The organism is Pseudoxanthomonas spadix, from assembly GCF_003703395.1.
Classification (GTDB): domain Bacteria; phylum Pseudomonadota; class Gammaproteobacteria; order Xanthomonadales; family Xanthomonadaceae; genus Pseudoxanthomonas_A; species Pseudoxanthomonas_A spadix.
In genome coordinates this window covers 393786-405758 of record NZ_RDQN01000003.1, presented here as the reverse complement: position 1 = coordinate 405758, position 11973 = coordinate 393786, and the positions used below count along the sequence as shown (strand labels likewise).

Annotated in this window: 6 protein-coding genes and 2 pseudogenes; all 8 read right to left on the bottom strand. The window is 69.6% G+C overall.

Going from position 1 to position 11973, the window contains the following annotated elements; all coding sequences use genetic code 11:
* Positions 1 to 2: 2 nt before the first annotated feature.
* The 8 genes and pseudogenes from mtnA to D9R12_RS06980 all read right to left on the bottom strand — a co-directional run bounded on the left by mtnA (position 3) and on the right by D9R12_RS06980 (position 11678).
* Positions 3 to 1058, bottom strand: a complete 1056-nt coding sequence (mtnA, locus tag D9R12_RS07010) for an S-methyl-5-thioribose-1-phosphate isomerase (protein WP_122229304.1) — start codon at positions 1056 to 1058, stop codon at positions 3 to 5.
* Between the two features lie 49 nt (positions 1059 to 1107).
* A complete protein-coding gene (locus D9R12_RS07005) occupies positions 1108 to 1635 on the bottom strand; it encodes a DUF3011 domain-containing protein (RefSeq protein ID WP_170159178.1) in 528 nt (175 codons plus the stop codon).
* A gap of 94 nt (positions 1636 to 1729) precedes the next feature.
* Positions 1730 to 2701 (bottom strand): annotated as a pseudogene (gene epmA / locus D9R12_RS07000) (EF-P lysine aminoacylase EpmA); the annotation flags it as partial.
* Between the two features lie 261 nt (positions 2702 to 2962).
* Positions 2963 to 3214 (bottom strand): annotated as a pseudogene (locus D9R12_RS15905) (endonuclease domain-containing protein); the annotation flags it as partial.
* Between the two features lie 177 nt (positions 3215 to 3391).
* On the bottom strand, positions 3392 to 5878 hold the full coding sequence (gene ligA / locus D9R12_RS06995; protein ID WP_122229299.1) for an NAD-dependent DNA ligase LigA: 2487 nt from the start codon (positions 5876 to 5878) through the stop codon (positions 3392 to 3394).
* A 141-nt stretch (positions 5879 to 6019) separates the two neighbouring features.
* Positions 6020 to 6748 (bottom strand): cell division protein ZipA, encoded by a 729-nt coding sequence (zipA, locus tag D9R12_RS06990; RefSeq protein WP_122229297.1) that lies wholly within the window; start codon positions 6746 to 6748, stop codon positions 6020 to 6022.
* A 149-nt stretch (positions 6749 to 6897) separates the two neighbouring features.
* Positions 6898 to 10401: a chromosome segregation protein SMC gene (smc, locus tag D9R12_RS06985; protein WP_122229295.1), complete on the bottom strand. Its 3504-nt coding sequence runs from the start codon at positions 10399 to 10401 to the stop codon at positions 6898 to 6900.
* A gap of 197 nt (positions 10402 to 10598) precedes the next feature.
* Positions 10599 to 11678 (bottom strand): ABC transporter ATP-binding protein, encoded by a 1080-nt coding sequence (locus D9R12_RS06980; protein WP_122229293.1) that lies wholly within the window; start codon positions 11676 to 11678, stop codon positions 10599 to 10601.
* Between the last annotated feature and the right edge of the window lie 295 nt (positions 11679 to 11973).

The window sequence follows — 11973 nt, the reverse complement described above, 5'->3', positions numbered from 1 at the left end:
GTTCAGCCAAACAGCGCGCGCATCTTCTCGGTGGTCGGCGCCTGGACCACGCCCTTCTCGGTCACGATCGCATCGATCAACTCGCCCGGGGTGACGTCGAAGACCGGATTCCAGGCCTTGATGCCCTCGGCCACCATGCGCACCCCGCCGATGCCATGCAACTCGCCCGGATCGCGTTCCTCGATCTGGATCAGCTCGCCGCTGGCGGTGTCCATGTCGACCGTGGACGAAGGCGCCACCACCATGAACTTCAGGCCGTGGTAGCGCGCGGCGATGGCCAGCTGGTAGGTGCCGATCTTGTTGGCGGTATCGCCGTTGGCGCAGATCCGGTCGGCGCCGACCACCACCCACTGCACCGCGCCGGTCTTCATCAGGTGCGAGGCGGCCGAGTCGGCAATCAGGGTCGCCTCGATGCCATCCTGCTGCAGTTCCCACACGGTCAGGCGCGCGCCTTGCTGCCAGGGCCGGGTTTCGTCGGCGAAGACTTTCAGGATCCTGCCCTGGGCCACGCCGGCGCGGATCACGCCCAGCGCAGTGCCGAAGCCGGCCGTGGCCAGCGAACCGGTGTTGCAGTGGGTCAGCACGCCGCTGCCCTGCCCGATCAGCGCCGCACCCAGTTCGCCCATGTGGCGGTTGGCCGCCAGGTCCTCGCTGGCGATGGCCTGGGCCTCGCGCTCCAGCACCGCGCGCCAGTCGGCGCCGGCCGGCAACAGGGCCCGGCGCATGCGCGCCAGCGCCCAGGCCAGGTTGACCGCGGTGGGACGGGCGGCGTTGAGGCGCTGCAGGGCCGGTTCGATCTTCGGCGCCGCCTGCGCGCCGTCCCCGGCCTGGATCTGGCGTGCGGCCAGGACCGCGCCCCAGGCTGCGGCAATGCCGATCGCTGGCGCGCCGCGCACGGCCAGGGCGTGGATGGCGGCGGCAACCTCGTCGCTGGTGGTGCATTGCACGTGTTCGACCGCGAACGGCAGCTTGCGCTGGTCGAGCACCTGCAGGGCATCGCCGGTCCATAGCAGGGGCCGGATGCGGTCGTAGCGGGCGTAGTCGAAGGTCTGGTTCATCGGCGCATTTTACCCGCGCCATGTGGCGTTCCCGGAATGACGGGTGCGGTCAGCGCACCCGGAACAGCGCGCGGCAGCCCGCGTCGACCCAGACCCCGTCCGCGTCCCAGCCCCAGGTCTTGTTTTCCACGCAGGCACTGTCGGAAAGCTGCTGCACCAGCTCGACCGTCGAGCTGGCCACCTGCAACGGGCAGTGCTTGCGCTTCTGGTCCCGCGATTCGCAGCGCAGCACCTGGTGCCTGGGGTCGAATTGGCCACTATCGTCATCGCCGGCACCGCTGACGAACTCGCCGCGGCAGCCGTGGTCCACCCACACCCCGAAGCGCCCGTAGCCCCAGGTCCGGCCCTTGATGCAGGGCATGCTGGACAGCTGCCTGGTCAGGCGCACGCCGGCCGAAGCGTCCACGTCGCAATACTTCAGCTCGGCACCCTTGGACTCGCAGCTGAAGTGCTGCACCGGCACCTGGCCCGGGGCGGTTTCATGACCACCGAACCAGCGCCCGAAGGTGCTGCAGCCGGCCAGGGCCGACGCAGCGCAGGCGAGCATGCTCCAGCGGACCCAGTGGCAGTTCGACACGGCCTTCCCCTGAACGGTACCCAGACTGAGCTCCTCGCTGGCAGTACCTGCCAGCTCATTGACGTGTTTACGGTTCCTGTATGCCGTGCGTATGTCAGGCCCTTGCGAAATCGAAGGCCAGCACCTCGGCGATCCGGGAGGTCCCCAGCATCGCCATCAGCAGCCGATCCATCCCGACCGCCACGCCGGCGCAGTGTGGCATGAGTGGCAGGGCGTCGAGCAAGTGCCAATCCGGTGGTGGCTGAACAAGCCCGCGCGCAGCCCGGCGCTGGTTGTCGTGGCTGAACCGGGCACGCTGTTCATCCGCATCGCGCAGCTCGTGGTAGCCGTTGGCCAGCTCGACCGCACCCAGGTACAGCTCGAAGCGCTCGGCCACCGGTGGGTCGCCCGGGCGGATGCGCGCCAGGGCAGCCTGGCTGGCCGGCCAGTCATGGACGATGGTGATCGCATCGCCAGCAAAATCGGGCTGCAGGCGATGGCTGACCAGCAGGTCCAGCCAGTCGTCGCGCTCGAGCCCCTGCGGGTCGACCCGCACTGGGCCCAGCGCGGCCTGCAGCTGTTCCAGCGGTGCGCTGAACGGGTCGATCTGCAGCGCGCGCTGGAACAGGGCGCGGTAGCTCAGCGACCGGACCGTGGCGCTGCGCCCGACCAGGGCCAGCGCGCCCTGCACCAGGGCCACGGTTTCCTCGGCCAGGCGCACGTGGTCCCAGCCGACGCGGTACCACTCCAGCATGGTGAACTCGGGATTGTGGCGACCGCCGGCTTCGCCATTGCGGAACACCCGGCCCAGTTCGTAGCAATCGCCGACACCGGCGGCCAGCAGACGCTTGAGCGGATACTCCGGCGAGGTGCGCAGCCAGCGGGTACGCGCGCCGGCACTGACATGGCCGCTGAACGCGGTGGTGAAGCTGTCGATGTTCGGCTCGGTGTTGCCGGCCTGCGAGAGCACCGGCGTCTCCACTTCCAGCACCTGACGCTGGGCGAAGAAGGCGCGCACGTGGGCGTTGAGCTGCGCACGCAACCTGATGACTTCCAGCGTCGCGCCGGGACGCCAGGCGTCGGCTGTCGGTTGCGCGTTTGCGCCGGCAACCCGCGTAGCCGGTTCACTGTCGTTGTCGTTGTCGTTGTCGTTGTCGTTGCTGTTGTTGTCGTTGCTGTTGTTGTTGCTGTTGCTTTCGCCTCCGCCGTGGCTGTTGCTTTTGCTCTTGCCCCCTCTCCCCCGCGAGCGGGGGAGAGGGTTGGGGTGAGGGGGCCGCTCTGCAGGCTGCAACGCATGCCAAATCGCCTCAACCACCGCATCAGTCCGCAACAACGCATCGTCGTTCCAGAAGCGCAGCACGGCCAGTCCGAGCGACTCCAAAAAAGCGGTCCGCTCGGCGTCACGCTCTGCCTGCTCCAGATGCTGCCCGCCATCCAGCTCCACCACCACCCCAGCCTCAAGGCAGACGAAATCCACGATATAGCCACCGATGCGGTGCTGGCGCCGAAACTTCGCCCCGAGCTGATGATTGCCCAGGCGTTGCCAGAGCCGGTGCTCGGCATCGGTTTGTTCTTGGCGCAGGCGTTTGCTGTGGTCCATGCGGAAAGCTCCCCCCTCACCCCATCCCTCTGCTTCGCACCCCGGCCCGCGCCAGCGGCGCGGGCGCTCCAAGGCACGCGCGCCAGTGGCGCGCAAGCCGTGCCTTCTCGCCCCGCGAGCGGGGGAGAGGGGGCAACAGCAACAACGGCAACGGCAACGGCATCGAGGATGGCGGGCTCATGCACGCTGCCCTGCTAGAAATTCCAGCAGCCTGGCTTCATCCCAGACTTCGATGCCCAGCTCCCGGGCCTTGGTCAGCTTGGAACCGGCTTCGGCGCCGGCCACCACGAAGCTGGTCTTCTTCGACACGCTGCCGGTGACCTTGGCGCCCAGTGCCTCGAGCTTGGCGCCGGCCTGCTCGCGGGTCATGGCTTCCAGGCTGCCGGTGAGCACGACGGTCTGGCCGCTGAGCGGGCCTGCTTGGCCCGTCGCCTGCTGCGGGGTGATCGCGTCGAGCTGCTTGAGGGCCGCGCCGGCGGCCTGCAGCAGTTGCGCGTGGTCGTCTTCGCGCAGCCATTGGATCAGGGCGGCGGCCGTGTCCTGCGGCAGGCCCGCGCCGACCAGCGCCTCTGGCCCGGCCTGGAGAATGTCGTCGACATCGGGCAGCGCCTTGACCAGGGACTCGGCGCGGATCCTGGTGAGCCTGGGGATTTCCAGGTCGACCAGCAGCGTGGCCAGGTCCAGGCCTTGGCGCAGCAGCGCGCTGGGCGGATGGGTGTCGCCGATCACCACCCCGCGTTGCAGCAGCGCATCGATGGCCTGCTGGTTGCCTGCCTGGGCGAAGAAGCTGCCCAGCGCGCGCGCCACTTCGCCGCCGATGTCGGGCACGCGCTTGAACAGTGGCCAGGGCAGCGTGCGGATCAGCGCCAGATCGCCGAACCACGCCGCCAGCGCCTTGGCCGTGCTCTCACCGACGTGCTCGATGCCCAGCGCGAACAGGAAACGCTCCAGGGTGGTGTGCTTGCTCTTGTCCAGCGCGGCGATCAGGTTCTGGGCCCATTTGCTGGCGATCTTCTTGCGGTTCCACTCGAAGGCCGGAAGACCGGCGCGCAGCAGCTCGGCCTGCCAGGTGTCCGGCGCCGCTCCGGCCTTGCCGCAGATCCTGGCGACGGTGGCCTCCAGGGTCGAATACGCGCCGCTGGCCAGATGCTCGCGCGCCGCGCGCAGGAAGCCTTCGGGCGTTTGCGCGCTGGTGACCAGGCGCAACTGCAGCAGCAGGTCCAGGTCGAGCCTGTACAGGTCGGCCACGCCCTGGACCACGCCGGCATCGACCAGCACTTCGATGAACTTCTCGCCCAGCCCGTCCACATCCATCGCCCGGCGCGAGACGAAATGGCCAATGGCCTCCTTGCGCTGGGCCGGGCAGCTCAGCTCGCCCGAGCAGCGCCAGACCGCGGCGCCCTCCTCGCGCACGATGTCCGAGCCGCACACCGGGCAATGCCTGGGCATCTGCCAGGGCGTGGTGCCCTTGGGCCGGCGTTCGAGGATCACGCCGACCACTTCCGGGATCACATCGCCGGCACGGCGCACGATGACCGCATCGCCCACCCGCACGTCCAACCGCTTGATCTGGTCGGCGTTGTGCAGGGTGGCATTGGTGACGGTGACGCCGGCGACCTGCACCGGCGCCAGCCGCGCCACCGGCGTGGCCGCGCCGCTGCGACCGATCTGGATCTGGATGGCTTCCACCGTGGTGGATTGCTCCTGCGCCGGATACTTGTGGGCGAGGGCCCAGCGCGGGGCGCGCGAGACGAAGCCCATCTCGCGCTGGCCCTGCACATCGTCCAGCTTGTAGACCACCCCATCGATGTCGAAGGGCAGCGTGTCGCGGCGCGCGCCGATCTGGCGATAGTAGGCCAGCAGGCCCTCGGCGCCTTCCACCACCTTGATCAGATCACTGACCGGCAGGCCCCATTGCCGCAGCTGTTGCAGCACCTGCGAATGCCGGTCCGGCAGGGCGCCGCCTTCCACCTGGCCGACGCCATAGGCGAAGAAGGCCAGCGGCCGTTGCGCGGTGATCCGCGCATCGAGCTGGCGCAGCGATCCGGCCGCGCCGTTGCGTGGATTGGCCAGCACCTTGCCGCCGTGCAGGCGCGCCTGTTGGTTGTAGGCCTCGAACGCGGCGCGCGGCATGTAGACCTCGCCGCGGACTTCCAACACGTCCGGCCAGCCGCTGCCGCGCAGCTTCAGTGGGATCGCCTTGACCGTGCGCAGGTTGGCGGTGACGTCCTCGCCGGTGAAGCCATCGCCGCGGGTGGCGCCCTGCACGAACCTGCCGTGTTCGTAGCGCAGGCTCACGGCCAGCCCATCGAGCTTGGGCTCGGCCGAAAAGATCAGCCTTTCGCGACCGAGCCTGTCGCCGATGCGGCGCACGAAATCGAGCACTTCGGCATCGTCGAACGCATTGCCCAGCGACAGCATCGGGATGGCGTGGCGGACCTGGGCAAAGTGCGATCCGGCCGGTGCGCCCACCCGCTGGGTCGGCGAGTCGGGGCTCACCAGTTGCGGATGCGCCGCTTCCAGTTGCTCCAGCTCACGCAGCAGCCGGTCGTATTCGGCGTCGGGGATGGTGGGCGCGTCCAGCACGTAGTAGCGATAGCTGGCCTCGTCCAGCTGCTGGCGCAGCGCGGCGATGCGCGCAGCAGGATCAGGGGGATTGGTCATCGAGCGATCTTACCCAAGCGCTGGCCACGCCCGCGTTGCACGAGGCGCGTGGCGCTCGGCGATGACCGCCCTATCTGGGCTGGCCGCGCGCGGCCGCGCCAACAAGGATTCCGCGTCGATCCGTTGCAGCAGGCGCCCCACTCACCAGCGCGGGGCCTTGCTCAGCGGCGGGGCCTGGTGCTGGCGGTCGTAGCCGCGCAGTTCTTCGCGGATGTGCTGGATGCGCTGGCGGCCCAGCGCGTTGCGGCTGTCGTCCAGGACCACGCCATTGAGCAGCTCGGCCATGCGCTGGACGTTGGGCAGCATCATTTCCCAGGCATCGAGCGCGGTCAGCGGCGCCGGCAGGGTCAGGAAGAAGGCGATCGCCGGGGTTTCCAGCTCGCGGATGGCGGCCATGTCGAAGCTGCCCGGCTGCATGATGTTGGCCATGCTGAAGACCGGGCCGCGCTCGGGATGATGCTCGATCAGGCGGTGGAACACGTTCATGTGGCCGAAGGTCAGCCCGGTCTTCTCGGCGGCCACCACGATGTCCTCACCGCGCAGCATGTGCCCGGACTTGGCCGCCACGTACAGCGAGATGATCTTGTCGAAGTCCGCGGCCGGGCGCTTGCCCAGGTCGCTGTCGGCGGCACTGGCATCGGCCAGGCCCAGCTCGGGCTGGACCACGCCTTCGCCCCTGTAGTCGGCCTGCGCGTCGTAACCGGTGTTCTCACCACCCAGGCTGGGCTCGACCCGAGACGGATCGCGCTCGCCCGAATCCAGGCGCCGGCCCTGCGGCGGCTTCTTCGGCCGGCCGAACACGATCATGGCGGCGATCAGGATGACGCCGACCACGGCGATGCCGATTCGCAGCATCCACATATCCGACATCGGGCACTCCTTTCATAAAACAGGCCGGATGGTGCCATGGCTGGCGCAAGGCATCCATCCCTGTGGGGCGAGGAATGAGGACATAGGAGCGAGAAATGAGGGAAAGCAGGGATGCCGTCCCGTCACTTCTCACTCCTCACTCCTCGGCTTCACCCGGCGCCGGCCAGGCGCGAGGCCTCGGCCAGGTCCACCGAGACCAGGCGCGAGACGCCCGGTTCGCGCATGGTCACGCCCGCAAGCTGGTTGGCCGCTTCCATCGTCGCCTTGTTGTGGCTGACGAACAGGAACTGCACCTTCTGGCTCATCTCCTTGACCAGTGCGGCCAGGCGGCCGACGTTGGCTTCGTCCAGCGGCGCGTCCACCTCGTCGAGCAGGCAGAACGGGGCCGGATTGAGCTGGAAGATGGCAAACACCAGCGCCACCGCGGTCATCGCCTTCTCGCCGCCGGACAGCAGCGAAATGCTGGACACCCGCTTGCCCGGCGGGCGCGCCATGATGGTCACGCCGGTGTCCAGCAGGTCCTCGCCGGTCAGCTCGAGATAGGCATGGCCACCGCCGAACAGGCGTGGATAGAGTTCCTGCACGCCGGCGTTGACCTTGTCGAAGGTGTCCTTGAAGCGGCCGCGGGTCTCGCGGTCGATCTTGCCGATCGCCTCCTCCAGCGTGTCCAGCGCCGCGCTCAGGTCGGCGTTCTGCGCCTGCAGGTATTCGCTGCGGGTGCTGGCCTCGCCGTATTCCTGGATGGCGGCCAGGTTGACCGGCTCCAGCCGGCGCATGCGGCCCTCGATCTGCTGCACCGCCGCTTCCCACTCGGCTGCGTCGGCGGCCTCGGGCAAGGTCTCAAGCACCGCCTGCAGGACCAAGCCGGCCTGCTCCACCGCGCCGGACAACTGCTCGGCCTTGAGCACCAGCGCCTGCTGGTCCAGGCGACGCTGGGCGATTGCCTCGCGCTGGGCCAGGGCCTGCTGGTCGCGCTGCTGGCGGGTCTGCTCGTCCTGGCGCAGGCGATGGTCGATGCCGTCCAGCGTCGAGCGCGCCTGCGCCAGCACGCGCTCGGTGCGCACCCGCTCGTGCAGGGCGTTCTCGCGCTCGGATTCCAGCGCGATGATCGGATCATCGCCTTGGCTCAGCTGCGCGGTGATCTGGCCCAGGCGCGCATCCAGCTGGCCGCGCTGGCCGCCCATGCGCTCCAGCGCCTGGGTCAACGAGGCAATCTGGGCGCGCTGGGATTCCAGGGTCAACGCCAGGGCATGGCTGGCCTCGCCGGTGGCACGTGCGGCTTCGCGCGCGGCATCACGGGCGGCGGTCAGTTCGCGGCGCTCGGCCTCCAGCTGCAGGCGCGCGTCTTCCTGGTCGGCCATGCGGGTGATGGCCTCTTCCAGGCGCAGCCGTGCTTCGGCGGCCTGGTCGTGCGCCTCTTCCAGGGTCTGGACCAGCTGCGCCAGCTCACCGTCGATGCGCTCGATGCGGGTGCGCGCGGCCTCGAGCCTGCCCTGCTGGGCCTGCAGCTGGCCGCCGAGTTCGGAGACCAGACGGTGTGCGGCGTACAGGCTGCGCTGGGCTTCCTCGCGCGCCTGCTCGCCGGCCAGGGCCTGCGCACGCAGGCCGGCCAGCGCCTGCTCGACCTGCGCTTCGCGCGCCTGCAGGGTGTCGATCTGTTCGCGCAGCGCCTGGATCTGGCGCTCGCGCAGCAGCGCGCCCTGCCTGGCTGCGCCGGAGCGCTGCACGTGGACCCAGCCCTGGCCCAGGCGTTCGCCGGCACGGGTGATGACCGCATCGCCCGCCGGCAGCTGCGGCTGCAGGGCGCGCGCGGCGGCCAGATCCTCGGCCGCGTGCAGGCGGGCCAGCAGCCGGCGCACGGCCAGCGGCCCCTGGACCTTGGCCGCCAGCGAGGTCGGGGCGAAGGTCTCGGCACCGGCTTCGGCCGAGACCAGCGCGATCCGGCCTTCGCCCAGCTCGGCCAGGGCCTCGACCAGCGTCTCGGGCGACTGCACCAGCACGCCTTCGATCAGGCGACCGAGCGCGCCTTCGACCGCATTTTCCCAGCCGGCTTCCACGCTCAGGGCCTCGCCCACGCGCCTGGCCGAATCCAGCCCGCGCGCCTTGAGCCAGGCCACCGCGGCGCCCTGCTCCTGGCCCAGCGCGGCCTGTTGCAGGGTTTCCAGCGAGGACAGCCGGCCGCGCGCGGCCTGGGCGGTCTTGCGCACCTCGGCCAGCTCGGTCTGCAGGGTGCGCTGCTGCTCGCTGAAACCGTCGACGGCCTGCTTGCGCTGGGCCACGATCTGGTTGAGCTCTTCCAGGGCGGCCAGCTTGGTTTGGTGTTCTTCGAACAGCGCCTGGTAGGCGGCGGCCAGCGCGTCCAGGTCGAGCGTGGCGCGCTCGGCCTTGAGCGCTTGCCGGCGGCGGTCCGCTTCCAGCGCCTGGCGATCCAGGTAATCCACGCGGGTGCGTTCGACTTCGCCGGCACGCGAGGACTCGGCGGTGGCGCGGTTGTGCGCGTCCCAGCGCGACTGCCAGTGGGCCAGCCTGGCTTCGGCCTCGCGCAGCGCGTCCTGGCGCATGAGGTCCTCCTCGCGCAGCTGCTCCAGCTGCGGCTCGGCCTGGTCCACGGCCTGGCGCAACACCGTCAGGCGGGCGCTGTCGCCCTCGATGTGGCTGCCCAGCTCGGCCAGTTGCGCCTGCGCTTCGGCCTGGGCCTTGGCCAGACGACTGGCAAGATCGCGCTGGTGCTGGATCTGCTGTTCGATCCGGGCCAGGGTGCTGCCGACCTGGTAGACATCGGCCTGGGCAATGGCCAGCGCCTGGGCCGCCTGGTCGCGGCGCACACGCTCGGCTTCGATCCGGGCCTCGGCCTGGCGCTGCTCGGCGATCAGTTGCTGCAGGCGGGTCTCCTCGACCGCGAGCCCTTCGCGCAGGCCGCCCAGCGCGTGGTCCAGGCCGCGGTATTCCAGCGCCTTCCACTGCGCGTGCTTGATCCGGCGTTCTTCCTGCAGGGCCTGGTACTGCTCGGCCTGGCGCGCCTGGCGCCTGAGGTGCTCGAGCTGCTTGTCCACTTCCTCGCGCAGGTCGGTCAGGCGCTCCAGGTTCTCGCGGGTGTGGCGGATGCGGGTCTCGGTTTCCTTGCGCCGCTCCTTGTACTTGGAGATGCCGGCGGCTTCCTCCAGGTACACGCGCAGGTCTTCCGGGCGCGCCTCGATGATCTGGCTGATCATGCCCTGCTCGATGATCGAGTAGCTGCGCGGGCCCAGGCCGGTGCCCAGGAACAGGTCGGTGATGTCGCGGCGCCGGCACCTGGTGCCGTTGAGGGAGTAGTTGCTCTGGCCGTCGCGGCTGACGGTGCGCTTGACCGAGATCTCGTTGAAGGCGGCCAGTTCGCCGGAGATGGTGTGGTCGGTGTTGTCGAAGATCAGCTCGACGGTGGCCTGCGACACCGGCTTGCGCGCCGAGGAGCCGGAAAAGATCACGTCGGTCAGCGAATCGCCGCGCAGGCGGCTGGCCGAACTTTCGCCCATGACCCAGCGCACCGCGTCGATGATGTTGGACTTGCCGCAACCGTTGGGCCCGACCACGCCGGTCATGTTGGTCGGCAGGTGCAGCGTGGTGGGATCGACGAAGGATTTGAAACCGGACAGCTTGATCGTGGACAGGCGCATGCGTGGCATCGCGTTGGGGCGCGCGGCGGGCTCTTTCGATCGAGTCGCCAGGCAGCCATTGAACAGGTGCCGGCGGCGCTGCGCCCCTGGAAGGCCGGCGTCTGCGACAGGCCGGCCCGGCGCGGCGAGGCCATCGGCGGACAGCGGAGTATAGCGGCGGCGCTGGCCTGCCACCGGCGCCTGAACAGGCCGGCGGGTCAGGTGTCCAGGCGGCGCTCGTCGACCGGATCGAAGCAATGCAGGCGGCCGGCGGCCAGCTGCAGGCCGATCGGCTCGCCCACCGCGGGCAGGGTGCGCGGGGCCACCCGGGCGATCAGCGCCAGCGTCCCGACCCGCAGGTGGACGAAGATCTCGTTGCCGACCGGTTCGACGGTTTCGATGGTGGCGGCGAAGCTGCCGGGTGCGCCGGGTTCGGCCAGGTGCAGGTCTTCCGGACGCACGCCCACGATCAGGCTGCGGCCGGTACCGGCCGCGGCCGGCGCGGCGCCATTCCAGGGAACCAGCACGCCGGTCTCCAGCTGCAGGCCTTGCGCGGCGGCGGTGCCGCGCAGCACGTTCATTGCCGGGCTGCCCAGGAAGCCGGCCACGAACAGGTTGGCCGGCCGGTCGTACAGCGCCATTGGCGTATCGATCTGCTGGATCTGGCCATCCTTGAGCACCACGATGCGCTGGCCCAGGGTCATCGCTTCGACCTGGTCGTGGGTCACATAGATCATGGTCGTGCCGAGCTGGCGGTGCAGCCGGGCGATCTCGGTGCGCACCGAGGTGCGCAGCTTGGCGTCCAGGTTGGACAGCGGCTCATCGAGCAGGAACACCGCCGGCTCGCGCACCAGCGCACGACCCAGGGCCACCCGCTGGCGCTGGCCGCCGGACATCGCCTTGGGCAGCTTGTCCAGCATCGAGGTCAGGCCCAGCGTTTCGGCCGCGGCCTTGACCCGCGCCTGGATGGTGGCCTTGTCGTGCTTGCGCAGCTTCAGGCCGAAGGCCAGGTTCTCGGCCACGGTCATGTGCGGATACAGCGCATAGGACTGGAACACCATGGCGATGTCCCGATCCTTGGGCGCCACCTCGTTGACCACCCGCTCGCCGATCTTCAGGGTGCCGCCGCTGATCTGCTCCAGGCCGGCGATCATGCGCAGCAAGGTGGACTTGCCGCAGCCAGAGGGGCCCACCAGCACCATCAGCTCGCCATCGGCGACCTCGAAGGTGGCGCCCTGCACGGCCACCTGGCCGTTGTCGTAGACCTTGCGGACCTGGTCCAGTTGCACACTCGCCATCGTCACTCCCGTGGGCGGTCAAAAGGTGGCCACGGCGCAGCGGAGCCTGCCCGGACTGCGACGCTGCGAAAAGGCTACGCCAGCCCTCGTGACGGGTGCCGGCGCGGCGCGGCATTGTGCCATGTAAGCGTTTTCACCACGCAACCCTGCCATTGCCGACGCCGCCGGAGAATCCATGTCGCAATCATCCGCGCATTCGTATGCGGGGACATCTCCGGCACCGGCCACGCGCTACCATCGGCCGCGCCCCACGCCCGGTCGCCGTCAATGCGGGGCGCGCGGCGACCCAACTTCA

Bases quoted from the DNA above. Each gene is read 5' to 3' on its own strand.
- mtnA (WP_122229304.1), bottom strand. From the start codon at position 1,058: ATGAACCAGACCTTCGACTACGCCCGCTACGACCGCATCCGGCCCCTG.
- smc (WP_122229295.1), bottom strand. From the start codon at position 10,401: ATGCGCCTGTCCACGATCAAGCTGTCCGGTTTCAAATCCTTCGTCGAT.
- zipA (WP_122229297.1), bottom strand. From the start codon at position 6,748: ATGTCGGATATGTGGATGCTGCGAATCGGCATCGCCGTGGTCGGCGTC.
- ligA (WP_122229299.1), bottom strand. From the start codon at position 5,878: ATGACCAATCCCCCTGATCCTGCTGCGCGCATCGCCGCGCTGCGCCAG.
- D9R12_RS06980 (WP_122229293.1), bottom strand. From the start codon at position 11,678: ATGGCGAGTGTGCAACTGGACCAGGTCCGCAAGGTCTACGACAACGGC.